General features: G+C 65.2%; 15 protein-coding genes. 9 read left to right on the plus strand and 6 right to left on the minus strand.

Annotation, left to right across the window (positions count from 1 at the left end; translation table 11 throughout):
- Positions 1–158: 158 nt before the first annotated feature.
- A complete protein-coding gene (locus H7F38_RS11530) occupies positions 159–1,082 on the minus strand; it encodes a DMT family transporter (protein WP_187094176.1) in 924 nt (307 codons plus the stop codon).
- Positions 1,083–1,158: 76 nt separating this feature from the next.
- Here H7F38_RS11530 and H7F38_RS11535 point away from each other — a divergent pair, with 76 nt between their 5' ends.
- The 3 genes from H7F38_RS11535 to H7F38_RS11545 all read left to right on the plus strand — a co-directional run bounded on the left by H7F38_RS11535 (position 1,159) and on the right by H7F38_RS11545 (position 3,271).
- Positions 1,159–2,061, plus strand: a complete 903-nt coding sequence (locus tag H7F38_RS11535; RefSeq protein ID WP_222618601.1) for a LysR family transcriptional regulator — start codon at positions 1,159–1,161, stop codon at positions 2,059–2,061.
- Between the two features lie 36 nt (positions 2,062–2,097).
- Entirely contained in the window at positions 2,098–2,568 is a 471-nt protein-coding gene (locus H7F38_RS11540) for a GNAT family N-acetyltransferase (RefSeq protein ID WP_187094178.1), read from the plus strand.
- A gap of 280 nt (positions 2,569–2,848) precedes the next feature.
- Positions 2,849–3,271 carry a hypothetical protein gene (locus tag H7F38_RS11545; protein WP_187094179.1) on the plus strand — a complete coding sequence of 141 codons (423 nt, stop codon included), beginning with the start codon at positions 2,849–2,851 and terminating at the stop codon, positions 3,269–3,271.
- A gap of 354 nt (positions 3,272–3,625) precedes the next feature.
- Here H7F38_RS11545 and H7F38_RS11550 read toward each other — a convergent pair whose 3' ends face one another.
- Positions 3,626–4,150 carry a type II toxin-antitoxin system PemK/MazF family toxin gene (locus H7F38_RS11550; protein ID WP_187094180.1) on the minus strand — a complete coding sequence of 175 codons (525 nt, stop codon included), beginning with the start codon at positions 4,148–4,150 and terminating at the stop codon, positions 3,626–3,628.
- Between the two features lie 155 nt (positions 4,151–4,305).
- On the opposite strand from H7F38_RS11550, the gene H7F38_RS11555 reads away from it, so the two are divergent.
- The 4 genes from H7F38_RS11555 (at position 4,306) to H7F38_RS11570 (ending at position 9,944) form a co-directional block, all read left to right on the plus strand.
- Positions 4,306–4,641: a WXG100 family type VII secretion target gene (locus H7F38_RS11555; protein ID WP_187094181.1), complete on the plus strand. Its 336-nt coding sequence runs from the start codon at positions 4,306–4,308 to the stop codon at positions 4,639–4,641.
- Between the two features lie 30 nt (positions 4,642–4,671).
- The gene (locus H7F38_RS11560; RefSeq protein WP_187094182.1) at positions 4,672–4,971 is read left to right on the plus strand and encodes a WXG100 family type VII secretion target; all 300 of its coding nucleotides are present in this window, start codon (positions 4,672–4,674) and stop codon (positions 4,969–4,971) included.
- Between the two features lie 69 nt (positions 4,972–5,040).
- Positions 5,041–9,678 carry a DUF6531 domain-containing protein gene (locus H7F38_RS11565; protein ID WP_187094183.1) on the plus strand — a complete coding sequence of 1,546 codons (4,638 nt, stop codon included), beginning with the start codon at positions 5,041–5,043 and terminating at the stop codon, positions 9,676–9,678.
- Positions 9,675–9,944: a hypothetical protein gene (locus H7F38_RS11570; RefSeq protein ID WP_187094184.1), complete on the plus strand. Its 270-nt coding sequence runs from the start codon at positions 9,675–9,677 to the stop codon at positions 9,942–9,944. Before H7F38_RS11565 ends, H7F38_RS11570 begins: the two co-directional genes overlap by 4 nt.
- Before the next feature lie 2,584 nt (positions 9,945–12,528).
- Here H7F38_RS11570 and H7F38_RS11575 read toward each other — a convergent pair.
- The 3 genes from H7F38_RS11575 to H7F38_RS11585 form a co-directional block, all read right to left on the minus strand.
- Positions 12,529–13,440 (minus strand): hypothetical protein, encoded by a 912-nt coding sequence (locus H7F38_RS11575; RefSeq protein ID WP_187094185.1) that lies wholly within the window; start codon positions 13,438–13,440, stop codon positions 12,529–12,531.
- An 83-nt stretch (positions 13,441–13,523) separates the two neighbouring features.
- Positions 13,524–14,441, minus strand: coding sequence for a hypothetical protein (locus H7F38_RS11580; RefSeq protein WP_187094186.1), 918 nt, complete (start codon positions 14,439–14,441; stop codon positions 13,524–13,526).
- A 229-nt stretch (positions 14,442–14,670) separates the two neighbouring features.
- Positions 14,671–15,018 (minus strand): hypothetical protein, encoded by a 348-nt coding sequence (locus tag H7F38_RS11585; RefSeq protein WP_222618602.1) that lies wholly within the window; start codon positions 15,016–15,018, stop codon positions 14,671–14,673.
- Positions 15,019–15,263: 245 nt separating this feature from the next.
- Here H7F38_RS11585 and H7F38_RS11590 point away from each other — a divergent pair, with 245 nt between their 5' ends.
- A complete protein-coding gene (locus H7F38_RS11590; protein WP_187094187.1) occupies positions 15,264–16,364 on the plus strand; it encodes a plasmid pRiA4b ORF-3 family protein in 1,101 nt (366 codons plus the stop codon).
- Positions 16,365–16,370: 6 nt separating this feature from the next.
- On the opposite strand, the gene H7F38_RS11595 is transcribed toward H7F38_RS11590, so the two are convergent.
- Entirely contained in the window at positions 16,371–16,739 is a 369-nt protein-coding gene (locus H7F38_RS11595) for a hypothetical protein (protein WP_187094188.1), read from the minus strand.
- Positions 16,740–16,953: 214 nt separating this feature from the next.
- On the opposite strand from H7F38_RS11595, the gene H7F38_RS11600 reads away from it, so the two are divergent.
- A complete protein-coding gene (locus H7F38_RS11600) occupies positions 16,954–18,768 on the plus strand; it encodes a sialidase family protein (protein WP_187094189.1) in 1,815 nt (604 codons plus the stop codon).
- Positions 18,769–18,803 lie beyond the last annotated feature (35 nt).

Raw genomic sequence — 18,803 nt, forward strand, 5'->3', positions numbered from 1 at the left:
GGCGAAAGTGACGACTCCTGTCCCTCCAGTCCCAAAATAGCGAAGTTGATCCATGCAGCCCGAACTGGATCCGCCGAAGCGCCGCCAACCTACCGGGAGCGCCGCCGGGCCTGCAGCAGGACGACCGCGCTCAGGACGGCCAGACCACCGGCGATCTGTCAGAGCGTGAGCTGCTCGTGGTAGATCAGGGCAGACGTCAGGGCCGTCACCACGGGTTCGATGCACGACAGGATTGCCGCGGCAGACGGTCCGACCAACCGCAGCCCGGCAAGAAAGGTCACGATCGCGACCACCGTGGAGACCATCGAGAAGAGCAACAACCACCACCAGCCGGCCGCCTGCCGGGGCAGGTGCAGGGTTCCGGTCGCCGCGGCGAAGCTGCCGAGGCTCACGCCCGCTGCGGTGCAGATCATCGCAGCCGCCAGGAACAGATCGAGGTCGGCGGGAAGGGACGACGCGACCGTGATGTAGATGGTGTAGGTGACGGCGGCACCCAGTCCCATCAGCACCCCGGCCAGCGCCCACCCACCGGCGCTGCCGCCCCCTTGCAACAGCAGCACCAATCCGACACTGGTCGAGCCCAACGCCAGAAGCTTTCGCAGAGCCAGTGTTTCGCGCCGCCTGGCCAGCGCCAGCAGGAACACCAACGCCGGGTAGATGTACAGCAGTTGGGCCACCACGGCGGCACCGAGCTTCGTCAGCGCCCCGAAGTAGAACCCAGACTGCAGGGCGTAACCGACAGCGCCGAGACCGACGCAGATCAGGATCGTGCGGCGGGCCGGCATCGGCGGTCTGCGTACCGCGACCACGATCCAGAACACCACTGCCGCGATGACGAACCGGGACGAGAGTAGTGACGGCACCGACCATCCCGCGGCGAACGACTCCTTCGCGAAGACGGCGGCCAGTCCGAATGTGATGCCCGAGACCACGCAGAAGACGACGCCGGCGCGCGGGAAGCTGTGCGGTCCGACCGACCCCGACCCCGACCCCGACTCGGACGACGTCGGGTCCACCCGTGGCGTAATGGAAGCATCGGCGTTGGCAGGGACGGTATCGATGGCAGCAGAGCGTTCGGGCACAACTTCAAAGGTAGGACCTGACGATCCATCGGGGTAGCCTGCACTTACCTTTGACATCCATAGGAGATTCCTTGTGATGACGCTGCACGAACTGAGGTGCTTCATTGCGGTCTACGACGGTGGCTCGTTCACCGCTGCGGCCTCGACCCTGGGCCTCGCGCAGCCGTCGGTCTCCGAGCAGGTGCGTTTGCTGGAGCAGGGTCTCGGTACGGTACTCTTCCAACGGGCGGGCCGCGGACTGCTCCCCTCCGAAGCGGCCAAGGTGCTGAGAAGCCATGCCCAGCAGACGCTGAACGCCGCCCAGGCCGCAGTGGCCGCGGTGACGTCGGTCCAGGAGGAAGTGTCGGGCACCATCAGGTTCGGGGTCTTCGGTACGTCGCGGCTCTACCTGGACGTCGATCTCGTGGGCGATGTCCTGGCCCGCTATCCGGACGTCCGGATCGAACTGATCGGGCAGAATTCGATGGACGTGCACGAGCAGTTGCGTCGAGGTCGCTTGGACGCCGCGATCATCGCGCTACCGGTGGACGACACCGGACTGGCGGTGACCCCGATCATGCGTGACGAGGTGGTGCACGTCAGCGCGGTACCGGAGAGGGTCCAGCGGCCGGTCACCGCAACGGTTCTCGCTTCCGCACCGCTGGTGCTGTCCGAGGCCAGCTGGGGCAACAACGATTCCACCCGGCGGCAGCTGGCCCGGGCGGTGCAGTCGGTCGGCGGCACCCTGACTCCGCTGGTGGACGTGGAGGACATCGAGACCGCCCTGGACATCGCCGCGACCGGCCGCGCCGATGCCATCACCGCCCGCGGACTGCTGAAGCGGATGGGGGATCGCGTTCCGCCGAAGCTGCGGTGGGTGTCATTGCGTCCCAGAGTCTTCGACGAGTTTGCCATCGTCGTGCGCCGGGACGTCCCGCTGTCCAAGGCGACTCAGGTGGTCATCGAGTTGGCCATCGCCAGGATGCAGGCGATCCGGTAGTTCACGGGCGCCCCGGGAGTGAGTACCGTCGGTCCGGTGACGGTCCGGGTGCCTCTCCTGTCCGATGCGCGCTCGATCGCCAGGGTGCATGTCGATGCCTGGCGTGAGACCTATTCCCATCTCCTGCCCGCCCGGTTCTTCGACGGGGCCACATTCGAACGGCTGCAGACGATGTGGAATCGCCTGCTGGCCACCGAACAGCCGCGGCGGCCGATTCGGGTCGCTGAGGTCGAACGACAGGTCGTCGGTTTCGGAGCCGCCCACGACCCGGGTGACGGCAGCGGCCCGGAGCTGCGCATGCTCTACCTCCTGGCCGGTTGTCACGGGTCCGGGCTCGGGCAGGACCTGCTCGACGCAGTGATCGGGGATCACCACGCCTCACTGTGGATGGCCGAGGACAATCCCAGGGCGCTGGCCTTCTACCGGCGCAACGGCTTCCGGCCCACCGGTGAACGCCGGCTGGACGAGAATTTCCAGAACCTACCGGAGATTCGCCTCGCACGGTAACCCCACCGGGGCTGTCACTCGAGCGTGGCGATCCTCGCCCTCGCAATCGCAATCGGGAGGGAGTAGTCCTTGTTCATCACCGGCGTCGTCACCATGATGTCGACGTTGCCGTGGAGGGCCTCCACACCGATTGTGGTGGTGAACGCCTGGTCACCCAGTCCGGTGGGCGTCTTTGCGTCCGATCCGGCGCTCTTCTCACCGGCAAAGGCCGCTGCAGTGGCAGCAGTGTTGACCCGCGAGCTGCGATGGATAGACCTGGCCCGCGACGGAGATGTTGCAGTTGGAGAGTCCTGAGAACGCGACCGAGTCGTCCATCGTCACGGTGGTCGGCGTCCCCAGTGCTTCCGTGGCCGCCGCCGCCGTCAGGTCACTACATTTCGCTCCGTCGGCCGATGCTCCGGCCGGGGAGGCAATCGCCGTGGTCGGCGACGCAGCGTTGGAACCAGGTACCCCGGCGACGACCGACGAGCTGGTGGGCGGTGCGACCGGTGCGCTGGTGGCAGAGCGGGTCGACGCGGAGGAAGCGGACGTCGGGGCGGCCACCGTGGCCGCCGGGGTGCTGGAGCCGCAGGCGCCAAGGATGATGGTGCAGGACGCAGCTGCCAACAACACGACGGCACCGCGCAAGGGACGCTCTGGGTGCCTCATGAGGTGCGCCATTCTTCTGACGCCGCCGGGTTGCGGCTTCGACAGAGCTCACTGAACTCAGGAGCCGTAACACCTGGGTAGCGGCACTCGGCAGCGGTAGCGGCACCCGGCACCGCACCCGCACCCGCACCCGCACCCGCTGCACGGGTCGAGGGCCGAAACGAGCGGGAACAACCCCGGCCGAAGTAGTGTTCAATGAGGTGACGGTCTCTTGGACATGCCCCGGGTACCAACCCTTGTGTCGCCTAGAGCGACCACGTGCCGAGAGGCGCACTGGCAAGGGGCCGTCACCCCGCGAACCGCTCGGCCTCGGCCGGGCGGTTTCCGCGTATCCGGGTGTCCACGCCCAGGTCGCAGGAGGGTACGTCAGGTCCTGGGTTCACATCAGGCCCCGCCCGGGTCGCGTGGATCAGCTCCAGCCGTAGCGAGCCCGCAGTCGTGCGGCCACGTGGTCGAACTCAGGCTTCCCCAGGCTCGCCGCCTCACGCCGCATGCCGCCCGGGTGCACCCGCAGGACCCGTTCCACATTCACCCACGACGGGCGATGCTGTCCGTCCCAGTCACCGGCACCGACCGCCACGAACTCGCTCTGTCCGTCGTGGTCCTTGCTGGTCAACTGCACCACCAGCACCGTGTCCGTCGATTCAGCGGCGACCACCAGCGTGGGCCGGTCCTTGCCCTGGCCGTCGTTCTCCTCGAACGGGACCCACGTCCACACCACCTCGCCGGGATCTGGATCCCCGTCACGATTCGGGGCATAGGTCATCCGGACCTTGCCGATCGAGCGCGGTTCAACCTCCACCGTCCGGTCGGCGCCGTGGCGGCCGGGCGAGTCGGTCGAAGGACGACCGGGTCTCGGCGCCGGCCCCGCTGACCTGGTCCGTGGGCGCAGCGCCGAGGTGACGGCGCTCAACAGGTTCGATAGGAAGGACATCGACGAACCCTACGTGCAACCAAGGGGCCGTCGGCAACAGCACTCCGAAGTTATCCACATTCTCTTCCAGCACCCCATGGCCGGCCGCGGGCTGGCTACGGTCGGTTGAACGTCGGTGGGTTGGCCACCGATCGGAATCGGTGGGGGTGGCGGGAATGGGGCCGAAGTTCGCGGTACACGACAACGCGGTGAATGTGCACGCGTCGAATCTGGAGCAGTCGGAGCAGTCGATGAATGCGCAGGCAGCAGCATTTCTGCAGGCGGTGGAGCCGTTGGCGCAGGAGTGGAAAGGCTCGTCCTATTCTTCGTGGGATGCGCTGACGGCCGCCTGGACCGCAGCGATGAAGGATCTGAATGCGGCACTTGCTTCGATCAAGGGCAACGTCAAGAATGCCGGTGGTCTCTACGACTCCTACGAGTCGCAGATGACGGAGGCACTGTCCGCAGCGAACGGTTCATCCGACTGGGACGGCGCGAAGTTCAGGTTCTGATCATTTTCTTCTACCGAGGGGTTGGTTTCGATGAGTGGTGGGGTCTTTTCGTACTACGAGGCGACGGCGGAGTCTTCCCTGGGTTCCCTGGGATCGGTGATCTCCGGCCTGGAAGCGTCGCTATCGGACCTGTCCGGGTTCGTGGCCAGCGTGAAATCGTCGTGGGAGGGTGACGAGCAGGACAGCTACTCCGGGGTGCAGGCGAAGTGGGACTCTGCGGCCAGGGCGGTCGAGGACATTCTGGCGGCCGTGTCGAAATCCCTGTCCGCCAGCACGTCCAGTGTGAAGGATATGCGTGGTCAGGTCCGCAATGCGCTGACTGCGCACTAGCGCCGCGGGGAATATTCCGGGATTCGCAGGGGTGGTTGCGTTCGTTCATATCATCTGGGGTGGGTATTGATGAATCATTCGAGCTTCGAGCTGACCGGTGACGTGGGTTCGATCCGATCGTCAGCCGATCACTGGTCACTGTTCGCCGTCGCTACCTCGGCAGCCGCCGACGATATCCGAAGTATTGATTCTGGTGGATTCGAGGGCGACGAGGCCGACCTGTATCACCAGCGACTCAATGGCGACCTGCCCCCACATCTGGACACCGCCTCCGACGCGTGGGGCGCCGTTTCGACGGCGCTCAAGACTTACGCGTCGGCCCTCGAAGCGCTGCAGTCCCGGATGTCGACCCTGACGGCTCAGGCCCACGATCAACAATCGCAGGTGGATGCCGCCAACATCCAGGTGGCCGATGCGCACACTGCCGACGCTCGCCACGTGGCGTCCGTGGACGCCGAGCAGAAGGCCTTGAAACCGGGTGGGCTGACGGCGGTCGACACCTATCAACCGCAGACGACGGGCGCAGCCAGCCGGCTCGAGGCGGCAAATGGTCAGCTGCAATCGACGACGGATGCAGCCAACCGGGTCCACCAGGAACACAGCGCTGCCGCCGACACCTGCGTCAACGCCATCAATCAGGCCGCCGGCCTGCGCTTCGAAGAGCCACCGGGCTTCTGGGGTCGGTTGAAGGGTTCGGTCGTCGGGTGGATCAAGGACCACGCCGACGTACTGCTGGCGATCTCCAGTGTGTTGAAGCAGATCTCCAGCATTGCCGGGCTGCTGGCCATGATTCCGATCCTCGCCCCGATCATGGGGCCGATCGCGGCCGTGAGCGGGGGCGCCGCACTGGTGATCGACACCACCGTCCATGCGGCCACCGGCAAAGGATCGCTGACGGACATCCTGATCGACGGCGCCGGCATGTTGCCGTTCGGAAGGGCGCTCACCGCGCTCAAGGGCGCCAAGGCCGGTGAGAATGCCGCCCGGGCCGGCGACAACGCTTGGGCCGGCGAGAACGCCGCCCGGGCCGGCGAGAATGCCGGCAGGGCGGGCGAGAATGCCGCCAGGGCAGCCGAAGGCGACGTCGGGGAGGCGACGACCGCGACCGTCGGCACCCGACATGCGTCGTCAGATGCGCGGGCGGTCGCTTCCGACGGGAAGGCCGGAGGCAGGGCCTCCGAAGGGCCCGGCAACGCCACCAACTCCAAGACTCCGGTCGACCTCCACAAGTGTGCCGGGGATCCGATAGACGTCGTCACCGGCGAGATGATCATGTCGCAAACCGATCTCACTCTTCCCGGTGTACTGCCGTTGGTGCTGCGGCGGGTCCACATCAGCTCGTACCGCTGGGGTTCGCTCTTCGGTCCGACCTGGGCCTCGACTCTGGACCAGCGGGTGGAGATCGGGTCCGACGGAGGCGTGTGCTTCGTCGCCGAGGACGGGGTCGTCCTCTACTTTCCCGATGCTGCGCAAACGCGGCCGGGCGCTGCGTTCCTACCCACCGAGGGTATCCAGCGGTGGCCGCTTCGGCAGGCCGCCGACGGTGGATGGACGATCGAGAATCCGGACGAGGGTGTCAGTCGCCGTTTCGCCCGGCCGGACGGACACGGACGTTGTGCGGTGCAGGAGATCTTCGATCGTGCCGGCAACGCCATCCACTTCGAGTACGACTCCGAAGGGATCGTCTGCGGATTGCGCCATTCCGGTGGGTATCGCGTCGACATCAACACTGAGGCCTCGCATGTCGGGTCGATATCGGTCCGCAACCTGGGGACGTCGACTGTGGTGGCCGCCTTCGGTTACGACCTGGCCGGGAACCTCGTGCGGGTCGGCAACTCATCTCGCGGAGCGCTCGTCTTCGAATGCGATGACCACGGCCGGATCGTGAAGTGGAGCGACCGCAACGGCCTTTGGTATCGCTATGACTACGACGAGAACGGCCGCTGCGTGCGGACATCCGGTCGCGGACGTGTGTTGTCCTATGGGTTCTCCTACCTCCCCGGCCGGACGTTGGTCACGGATTCGCTCGGAGCGATCGCCACCTACGAGTACAACGAGGCCCGACAGGTGACGCGCGAGATCGACCCGCTCGGCAACGTGACCGCAACAACCTGGGACCGATACGACCGTCTGCTCCTGCGGACCGATGCACTGGGTCGCTGCACGCAGTTGAAATACGACGCGTCCGGCCGACTGATCGAGGTCATCCATCCGGATGGGCAGTCAGAATCGGGGCAGCGCAACCGTCTCGGGCTCATCGAGACGACCACGGATGTGACCGGGGCGCGATGGTCACGAACGTTCGACGACACCGGCGCCCTCCTCTCGGTCATCGATCCGCTCGGGCACCTCACCCGCTACACCAGGGCGCGGTCAGGCGCTCTCTCCTCCGTCACCGATCCACTCGGTGGCAGGACGACGGTGTCCACGGACGGCGCCGGTCTGCCGGTTCGGGTGATCGATGCGCTCGGCGGCGAAACTGCCTTCACCTATGACGGTTTCGGCCGACTGACGCTGGCGATCGATCCGCTCAACAATGTGACGACCTTCAGCTGGACGACGGAGGGATGGCTCTCAGGACGGATCAACCCGGACGGTGCGCGCGAGGAGTGGGCCTGGGACGGCGAGGGCAATCTCACGGCTCACACCGATGCGGCCGGCCACACGACGGAGATCACCAACGGTGTCTTCGATCTCCCGATTGCCAGGATCACACCAGATGGTAGCCGGATGCTCTTCGGGTACGACACGGAATTGCGGCTCATCTCCGTCCAGAATCCGGCCGGTCTGCGCTGGCGGTACGAGTACGACCGCGCGGGGCGATTGGTCCGGGAGACCGACTTCAATGGTCGGGAACAGGGTTATGAGTACGACGCACTCGGTCGGTTGACAGCCGTCGTCAACGGGGTCGGGCAGAGGACAGGACTGGCGTACGACCTCGCCGGAGATCTCGTCGAGCGCAGCGGCGGCGACGGCATGACCAGGTTCGGCTACGACGGCGCCGGCCGGATGATCAGCGCGGAGTCGATGGATGCGGTCGTGCATCTGGACCGCGACGGACTGGGCCGGGTGTTGCGCGAAACCGTCAATGGCCGGACTCTGTCAAGCACATTCGATGCCCTGGGCCGCCGGACCTCTCGCGTGACCCCGTCCGGGGTGTCGTCCGAATGGACCTATGACGCCGTCGGGCGTCCTGCGACGTTGGCGACCGCCGGCCAGAGCGTCGACTTCCAATTCGACGCCGCCGCCCGTGAGACCGGCCGGTTCTTCTCGGCCGGGGGGCGGGTAGATCAGACCTTCGACGTGGCCGGCCGACTGATCGCGCAGGTGATGCGAGGGGCATACCCGTCGTCGGATGTCCCTACCGCTGCTGCATCGTCGATGACGACCGCCCGCAGCTTCGACTACCGCATCGACGGTGCGCTGACCCGGATCACGGACCTGCGGGCCGGGACCGCGCGGCGCTTCGATCTGGACAGCTCTGGTCGGGTGCTCGGCGTTCGGGCTGTCGACTGGTCCGAGTCCTATGCCTACGACCGGTCGGGCAACGTCGCACTCTCCGACTCCCACGGAGGTAGTGAGAAAGTGGACGGACGGGGACGACGCGAATATTCCGGCACTCTGATCACCCGGGCCGGCGACGTGACGTACCGCCACGACGGGCAGGGACGCGTCGTGACTCGGTCGCGCAAAGTGCTGTCGAGCAAGCCCGAGACGTGGCACTACAGCTACGACACCTCCGACCGGATGGTGCAGGCGCTCACGTCCGGACGGCGCTGGACCTACAGCTACGACTCCCTCGGACGGCGTATCAGCAAGCAACGCCTCGACCGCGACGGTCGGATCGTGGATCAGACCCTGTTCAGCTGGGACGGAAACCGCCTGATCGAGCAGAGCCGGTTCAGCGAATCGGCCGGCCGGCCGCTCGTCTCCACCTGGGAGTACCTACCGGGCAGCTGGCGCCCGATCACCCAAACGGTGGGGCCGGCGGCTGACGACCTGGAGTTCTATGCGGTGATCAGCGACCTGGTCGGAACACCCACCGAGTTGGTCACGGCCGATGGGGCCCGCGTAGCGTGGACGAATGGTGATCGCACATTATGGGGCGCGCCGGCCGGTCGCGGTGAGGCAGCCGCCAAGAATACGGGCGGACTCTCCAAGTACTCGGTGGACTGCCCGCTGCGCTTCCCCGGGCAATATGCCGACGACGAGACCGGTCTGCACTACAACCGTCACCGGTACTACGACCCGGCATCAGCTCGATACACCACCGCGGATCCGCTTGGACTTGCGCCCGCGCCGGACCCGCACAGCTACGTGGCCAACCCGACGGGCTGGGCTGATCCTCTTGGGTTGGGGCCGTGTAGGGACGTTGGTCAGAACGCAATTGAGACGGTCAACCTCGCGACCCCAGACCGCACGAGACACGTACTCGACGGGGAGGTGCGATCAAACGGATCGTACGGTGGTGGGCACCGAGGAGGAACAAGCTATCCAGGTAAGTCAGAGTTTCCGCGGACGTGGTCAGACGAGCAAATCATGCATCATATTTCTGATGTGGCGACCGACCCGATGTCTCTTTCAAGGCCATCAGGTCGAGGGAGCACCTTCGTGACAGCAACACGAGATCGGATCGACATCGAGGTGCTGATTCGAAACGGGCAAATCTGGACTGGCTACCCTACCAATGTACTTAGGAACCAATGACAATTTTTGATGATTATATAGCCCGTTGCCGGTCGCTCATAGTGGCTCTTCAAGGCATCCTTCCGCTCGCTGACCTTCAAATGGCTACACACCTCATCGACCACGGCGAGGCTCCCGAGGGAATGCGGGCCTTGGCTTGGGCGATAGTAGACGGGAACGTGCTGGTTGCGGCGGAGGTGGTAGCGCAAATCCGCGAATATGCCGACGATATCATCGACAAATCAGATATGCCGGAAAACCTGGAGTCGTTCATTCTCGTCCTCTGATGATATGGGGGTCTGGCTACGTGATACCACTTCCCGCGTAGCTAATGACTTGTTGAGAGTTTCAATTCAATGCCAAGGACACCCCCGGTGCGCAGAGCAAATTAGCCGCCGGGATTAGCCACTAAGGTGCTCCGCCACTCGCCCACCGTGACCTGTTGGCTCGTGCTCGGAGTCAGCTTTTTGGCCAGCTGGCCCTGCGTTCCATTGGAGGCCGTCCATCTGACCCTCCAATTGGCTGTTGCTGTGACGCTCCAGGAGCCTGATCCGCCCGTGCGGTCGTTCAGTGACTTCCAGTTGTACGTATAGCCGCACGCAGGCTGGAATTGAGGATCAGGCGCGGCCGGTGCAGGTATTCCTGGCCCTGAGCAGTTGAAAGAGATGACCTTAGTCAACGGACTTTTTTGGTCGATTGGTTCTCCCATCGACCAGGTTGTTGATTCCAGGCTGGCAACTACTGTCACAGCGAGGCCCCTCACGGCGACAGTGACAGTCAAGGGCGCTGGTGAGTCCACCCATAGCCAGATCGGTACTTTGACGGCTAATTTGCCCGCATCAGGACCTAAATGTATTGCAGGTAGAGGCACAGTGATTTGGCCTGATGCCTGTTCAGCAATCTGGCCAGGATCGGGCGCAGGCGGAGCGAGTGGCTGCCCGTTGCGAACCCAAATCGACCCGTTACCGAAGTAGACTAGTTTTCCTGTACTTAGATTGATAGCTTCTGGGCATGTTATAGCGTATAGGATGCCGGAAGTTGGTGCATCGCCACCGAGCCGACTATCGTTGAGCTGTGGTTCAACTGGCGTGTACCAGCATGGGTCGGAGGCGACTGTTGCACCGCTGGAGGAGTCGGGCGAGGGACTCCTGACACTACCGCTGCTCGGCTTCCCCTCTGTACTTAGGCTGGTGCCAATGGTGGTCTGGCCATCTCCTATGAAGGACGTAGTCGGTGGCTCTGGTAACTTATTGGCCATGCTGGGTTGAGACGCGGATAGAATGGCAAATAGTGCTGCTGTGGCAATGCTTGACCTTAACATTTCTGATTCTGGAGGAGTTGTAGTTCTTTGAGCCTCCAGATAGTGTCGACACCTTTAACAAAGACGCCATGCACATTTGCTCGGGGAATACCGACTGTACGCTGCTGTTTACTTGCTTTCACGAGAGATCCATACTTGCTCGTATCAAGGCAATCTCCCATAATTGCCGATGATTTACCATCGACGGAGGGCCCCCAGTAGATCCGATGACCGACGGCGCCGAACGTTGCGAGTCCAGCCTTATCGAATGTGATCGCTGAATCTAAGACTTGCTGCTTTATTGGGTCGACAGATAAGGGATCGAGAAGGGCGGTCCTGCCAGAGGCTGGGAGGTTTCGAATGGTCACGTAAACGTCCCAGTACCTCACCCACACCGCCTGGATCGCAGCCCGGTCTTTCACTTCCTGCGCCGAAAGCGCGCCGCCCGAGATGGTGGGTAGACCGACTGACGACGAGGACGAGGACGGCTTGGTAGCGGACTTCGGTGTGGTCGCGCTGCTCGCAGAAGTCTTGGACGTGCCCGTCGGCTGAACCGTCGTTGGCGATGTGGCAGCACCGCTGGACGAGGGTCGAGTGGTAGCTACCGAGGTCGGCCCCACAGGGGCGGGACCCACACCCGAACCTGAGACGGGAGACGATGATGACGCGGGGGCTGAGTTGGATGAGAGCGGGTATGCCGTACCGCCCGGGGTGAGTGCCGCACTGGCGGGACCAGCAACCCCTCCGTTGGAGGTACAGCCAGCCATCAGCGCCCCAGCCAGTGCGAATCCTGCCGCCCCGCGAACCCATCGATGACGTATCACCATGCCGGACCCCTCCCGTACCGTCCTCGTGACTGTATCGAGTCATCGCCGGCAGGAGAAACATTTGTCCACATTGAACGAACCATCAACTTTCACCAGAGGGTCTGACCTGGGCAAAGTGTCAGTAAAGCGACTTTGGGTTCGCAGTATTCACCCTCCGGCCGCCTACCAGCTTGTCGGCGACGGTCGGCGCAGGTGCCGCCCAATTGGGCTCAGCGACAACTGTGGTCCCAGGAGCCTCTGCAGCCGCACCCCGCCTCCGCGTCCGAGTGCATCGAGAGCCCCGACCGCCTGGGGATCACATCAGACCCCAGCGGTCTGCGGCGCGGCCGCAGATCGTGCAGGTGAAGCCCGTGTGTCGATCGCCCAGGGCCGGCGAGAGGACATGGGAGCCGTCGCTGATCAGTTTGCACCCCGGAAGAGCTGCGGCCTACCTACCGGGCCACTTCAGCCGGCCGAACGAGGTGATCAGCGTCCCGACGCGATCATGGCCGCCTCCCAGACCGTCCCGGCGACGACCGGATCCCGCCGTTGCCCTCGGCGCAGAGCCGCGTGGATGGTCACCAGGCCGTGGGCGAAGGTCAGTCCGCACAGGGGTCAGGGGCGGCATCACGCCCTAATCCACTCGCGCAGCCAGCCACGCACTGCACCCCGGCGGCCCAGGCAGCAGCCTGCTGTCACTTCATCGAGCGGTGTCCTGGCGCGCATTCCAGAGCGGATACGTGACTTCCCACTCCGGAGCAGAGCTCACGACAATGGCAACGGCCGATTCCTGAGGGCGAACAGCGACCCGGTCAGGTTGACGCCGCCCACGGTCATGATCCCGCAGAACGCCTGTGCTGGTTCGGTTTGCACTGGATTCGTCTGGCCCGGCGTGGGATGCCCCGTCACGCCGTAGTACACGGCAGTGGCCTTGACCTGGAGTCTCCCGCCTGCCGAGAGATCGTTGCGTCCGGTCAGCGCGCGTGCGACCGCCAGGCAGGACGAGTCCAGCTCGGCCGTCGATGGTAGTTGATCGACCGTTCCGGTCGCCGCGAACAACTCGACCCGGTGCGGCTTCGCGCAGTCGACCGAGGATCCGGACACCAGAGCGTCGGAACGCACCGTGTACGAGTCCGGCAGCGATCCACCGACAAATGCTTTCCGAACGGTCCCGGTGAACGGCGAGGAAGTGTTGCCCTCGGTGACACAGGCGATCCAATGCTGGCCGCCCGACTGCTGGAGCCGGCTCGGTCCGATCAGACCGACCACGCCGGTCGCAACCGGAACCCACGATCCCAAGGCCACGCTGTGCATATCGCCCTGGCTTTTGCCGGCCAGGATCTCATCCGCGGACAGATACCTGGCCGCCGCCGCTGTGCAGGTAACAGGGTCGGGGGAACGGCTCCGACCGGGCTGGGTGAAGGGAAAGTTTCGCGCATCCGTGAACACCTGCACCGCTTCCCCGTAGTGCGGGATCGCACATGACCCGTACTTCAGATCCGCGACAAGCCCTCCAACGTCAGGGTTCTGCAGTAGGCACGAGCCGATGGTCGGCGGGGGCTGGATGACGGTGCCCGTCGGCGTCCCGGTCACTTCGACACCGCCCAGGCGGGGCACCGCGGCAGCGAGAATGACCGTGAGGGTCAGCACGATGGCGCCGAAGGCCCGCCGGGTCACGGTCCGAGGGTAGGGCCGCACCAGGGTGTTCAGTTCCTGTGATGCAGGCCGACGGCCTCCCCGATCATCGACACGGATACGGATCACGACAACGGCAATGGCCGACTGCCCACGGCGAACATCGTCGAGGTGAGCTTTGATGTTCCGACAGCGGCGATACCGCAGAAGGCCTGCCCGGGCGCGGTCACCGTGGACGTACCCTGGCCCGCGTTCGGACCGCCGCCGTAGAACACGGGAATGGCCAACACCTCAATTCTTCCGCCTGCCGAAAGATCGGTGCGCCCGGTGACGTAGCGCAGGAAATCCGTGCAGGACTCGGTCAGCTGCACCTGCGACGGGAGTGACGCGGTGACGGGGGTGCTGGCGGACAGCTCCGCTCGGTGCGCGACGGCGCAGTCCACCGAATTGCCGGGTGTCACCGTTTCGCCGCAAATACCGTAGGAATTGGGTAGCGATCCGCCGGTGAACGCGCCGCGGACGGTACCGGTGTAGGCGACTCCGGTACTTCCCTCGGTGACGCAGGCGATCCACCGCTGACCCACTTCCTGTTGCAGGGCAGTGGGTCCGATGACGCCGAGGCGGCCGGTGGACACCGGTTGCCACGGTCCGAACGACGTGCTGCGGTAGTCGCCGCGATCGTTGCGGGTAACGACCTGATCGATACCGAGGTAGCTTTCGGCGACCTGAGTACAACTGGCGGGGTCCGGGGAGCCCATCGGATCCAGCCCGATCCGCGGGAATTTCTCGGCGTTGCTGAGCACCTGGACGACCTCCCCGAAATGGGCCTGTCCGCACGCTCCGTACCTCGACGGCACTGTGGTGCCGAGTCCTCGACTGTTCGGCAGCGGATCGTCCAGAAGGCACGACCCGATGACTGGTGGCCCTTGGATCGACAAAGCAGTCGGGCTACCGGGTATCGTCGTGCCGCCCAGTTTCGGGAGGACCAACGCGATGAGCACGGCGAGCAGCAGGACGACGGTGCCCTGCGCTCGGCGATTCATGCCCTCAACGGTACGTCGGACGCGCCTCGGGCCACGGAGCCGAACGAGTCCGGACCGGCGCTCTGGGAGTTGCCCGAGACCACGAGCCGGTAGGGGCTGCCGCGCTGAGCGCGGCCACGGTCGGGCGCGATCCGTTGAGCACCACAGCGGCATCCGTCCACGCAATCACACCGCGTCGCCGGACGGATGCTCCTCGAAGACCGGGTGACCGACAGCAGCGCAACGCGTCTCAACTGCGGCGCGTCACGGTGAGGTGGCCCCCACGCCAGGTGCTGATCTCCAGTTCCTGGCCGCCGGCGGCGACTCTGGTCAGTACCACCGTCTGGATGTCCAGGCGGAACCGGTCCGGTTCCACCTCGACGGCGCCGGCGGTGATCTTCCCGTCGCCGAGCCAACTCGCCGGATCATCGCCCGGCGGGTCTTCGGTGGGGCAGTGGACGGCTACCCGAGGGTCGCGGCGGAGGTCATCGCTGCGCCGGGCTCCGTGCATCATGCCGAGGTAGACCTCCCCGTCGTCGGCGAATTCGACCTCGGTTCCGCTGATGCGCGGTGACCCGTCAGATCGGACGGTTGCCATCGTGGCATGCTTGCGGATCGCGAAGGTCCGGCGGACGGTCCCCGCGGAATTCAGGTGCGGCGGATGCGACGTCTGTCCAGGAGGCCATACCCGACACCTTGCCCTACCGGGCGCCGGCCGTCTGCCCTACCGGGCGCCGGCCGTCTGCCCGACCCGGCCCCCCGCCGATCGCCTCTCGGGCTCCCGCCGATCTGTCGAGGCACCGGCGCGTGGCCTCCACCGGGAGCGCTCTAGCCTCTGTGGTCATGAAGACGATCCGCCTCCACGTCGAGCTCGAAGAGGTGGTCCCCGCGGTCACCCGGTTGATCGATGTGCCCGCCGGCGCGACGTTGCCGGAACTGCACGACCTGCTCCAGGCCGGGATGGGTTGGACCGACAGTCACCTGCATCAGTTCGTCGCAGGCGATCGACGCTGGGGTGTTCCGGACGACGACAGCTGGGACCCCGCGGAGCTCGACGAGTCGGCGTTCAAGCTCTCGGATCTACCGTCGCCATCCACGTATCTCTACGATTTCGGGGATAACTGGACGCACGCCGTCACCATTCTCGGGTCGGGTGGCGAGCAGCCGGGGTGCCCGGCGGGCTCGGGTAGGTGCCCGCCCGAGGACTGCGGTGGTGCGAGTGGTTACGAAAATCTGCTGACCGTGCTTGCCGACCCCGCCCACCGGGAGTACGCAGAGCTGGGCGCCTGGGCCGGTGAGCTGCATGACTTCGACCTGGCCCGAACGGATCTGCAGGTCCGCAACACCGCCGGGCAGGTGCCGGCGAGTGTGCGACTCGTCCTGGATCTGGCAAAGGACGGCGTGAAGCTCACGCCTGCTGGTCGGTTGCCGCGGGCCTTCGTCCGGGCCGTGCAGGAGCTGCGGCCGGGCTGGCAGCTGTTCGACCGACCCGCATCCAGGGAGGACGACCTGATCCCGCTGGCCGCCTTGCACGATCTGCTCAGGAAGGTGGGGCTGCTACGACTTGCGAATGGCGTGGCCAGACCGACGAAGATTGCCGCCGACGACATGCAGGTGGTGCGGCGACTACGATCGTGGTTCAGCGACGACGAGTTCGTGGGGATTCTGGCCGGCGACGTCGTGTCGTTCCTGATCGCGTTCGGTCCCCAAACGGTGGGCGAATTAGCGGCTCGCGCATTCCCGATGTACGGGTACTGGACGGTCGACGGACGACCCGTCTCCGAACAAGAGATCCGTGCAGACATCAATCGCCTGCAGACGGTACTGGTAGGACTCGATCAGGTCGAGACCGACTGGCGCACAATGACCGCCGGTCCGTCTGCCGACTCACTTCTGGTGCGTGCGACAGCTCTGGCTGCGTACTGGACCCGTCTGGATCGTTGATGGTCGTCATCGGTCGATCACCTCGTCCAGCACACCCACGAAGTGGGTACCGATGCCCTCGTACTCGCCCCTGACGAAACCCTCGGCCAGGTCGGGCAACTCGCCTCGGCCGTGGGTGTCACAGCTGACGTAGGTGAATTGCGGCCACCACTTCTTGGGTCTGGCCATCTCCGAACTCCCGCAGATCTGGCAGGTCAGCTCGACCCACACCGGTTTGCGGCCGGTCCGGTTCGCGCGGGACTGCGCGAGCCAGGGCGGAGGATCCGCGTCCATCCGGGCGACCGCGGCCTCCGTCAGCCGAGCCGGAAGCCCGTTGCGCACGGCCATCTCCGGTGGGATGTCCAGCCGCATTGCGGCCTCTCGTCGTGTGATCATCTCGAGTCCAGGGTAGTGGGTGACGCAGCAGTTCGGGGCGGCCGTGCTCGTAGGGCGTGACACTCCGCTTCGCGGTGCAGCATCATCCTGACCGACCGCGGAGAGCCAATTTGTTCCGTCTTCTACGGACATATCACCCGAACGCGCTTGCCGTCGATCTCGCGATCAGGTCTAGTGGGGAGGCTCTGCACCGTTCACGACCAAGGGGAAGTTGATGACTGTGTCGCATCGCGCCGGTAGGACTGTTCTGGTTGCGTTACTCGTGCTGGCCGGATCCTTGGTCCTGCCGATCGTCGGCGGGGGGACCGCGCAGGCGGCCGCCGCGAGACCGGCTCCGATCGATCCCGGCGCGCCAGTGGTGCAGGCGCATGCGAAGACGCAGGCGGCGCTGCCGGATCAGCGCCGTAGCCCGGGCTTGAAGGCCTTGCTGTCGGAGAAGGATGCCGACCGGGGGAGCGAGGGCCCGCACCTTTCGGCGCTCTGCCAGGCCGGTGTCGGCCTGCCGAATCCCTACCGGAAAGTGGCTCCGAATGTCGACCAGATCGTCGGCGACGGCATTGTCGCGGTCGGATCGCAGACCGGCTGCAGCACAGCTCAGAACGAGAACACCATTGCCGTCAATCCGGAGAATCCCAAGAATCTGGTCGCCGGGACCAACGACTACCGGGTGTTCAACAGCCGGGAGCAGCGCAACGACTCGACCGGCTACGCCTACACGACCTTCGATGGCGGCACGAGTTGGAAGAACATCCAGCTCCCGCGCCTGACCTTCCCGACCGGCGGGACCGGTGCGTTCGCCCAGATGGATTCCGCGGGTGACCCGGTGCTCGCCTTCGGGCCGCACAACACGGTCTACTACGGCAACATCGTGTTCAGCCGCGGTGCACCGACCGGGAGCGGGACCGAGGCCGCCAACGGGATCGCGTTGAACGTCTCGCACGACGGAGGTCTGCACTGGGACGATCCGATCCTGATCCAGGCCGATGGTGTCGATGCCTCTGGAAACCTGTTGCCCAGTCAGTTCTTCAACGACAAGATCTGGCTGGCCGCGGACCAGGCCAACGGCCGGGTCTACGTCACCTGGACGCGCTTTGCCGACAACCCCGACGGCAGCTACCTGGAATCGCCGATCGTGGTCTCGGCCAGTTCCGACTACGGCCGCAGCTTCTCGCCGTTCCACCGGGTCGACACCACGCTGGCGGGCTTCCCGAGCAACGGGCTGACGCCGTTCTCGCAGGGCTCGAACCCGAAGGTCGGACGGGACGGCACCCTGTACATCGCCTACGAGGGTGAGATGTGCAAGACACTCGCCTGTGACCAGATCGGCCACGGAGACCGGGATGTCACCGTCGTGGCGACGTCCAGGGATCGTGGGCGCACCTTCACGAAAGCCGTCGTCGATACCAACTACGACTTCCCGTTCGATCAACCGCTGGGCACCTCGACGTTGACGGGTGAGAACTTCCGGATCAACAGCTTTCCCCAACTCGACTACGACCGCACCACCGGACTACTCGCCCTCACGTGGGCGGACGACCGCAACGGAGCGTACGACCCGACGACGGGTGCCTCGATCAAGTCCAACGGCGACAACATCGTGTCGCTGTCGGCGGACGGCTCGCGGTGGAGCCCGACGGTGGCCGTGGGCACCTCGGCCGACGAGGTCTTCGGCGCGATTGCCATTCGTGACGGCGTCGTGGTCGTGACGTCGTACACCCGGCACTACGACAGTTCCGGTATCAACCTGGACTACGCCTACTGGACGTCGACCGATCTGCTGCGCAAGCGGTCTCTTCCCATCCACCGGATCAGCACCCAGTCGTCCAACCCGCAGGTGCAGTTCCTCGGGACCGACGATCAGGGAAATGTGGTGCAGGGCACCTTCATCGGGGACTACACCGGTGCCGTGCTGGGAGCCGACCTCGTGTTGCATCCCTCCTGGACCGACTTCCGCGGAAACCCGGGAAAGACGACGCCGAATCAGGATTCCTACACTTCTTCGATCCGGTTGGCATTCAATCGGGGGTAGGGCCGCCCGCGCCCAGCAAGGCTCTGATTAAAATC

This window comes from Nakamurella sp. PAMC28650 (assembly GCF_014303395.1).
Taxonomy (GTDB): Bacteria; Actinomycetota; Actinomycetes; order Mycobacteriales; family Nakamurellaceae; genus Nakamurella.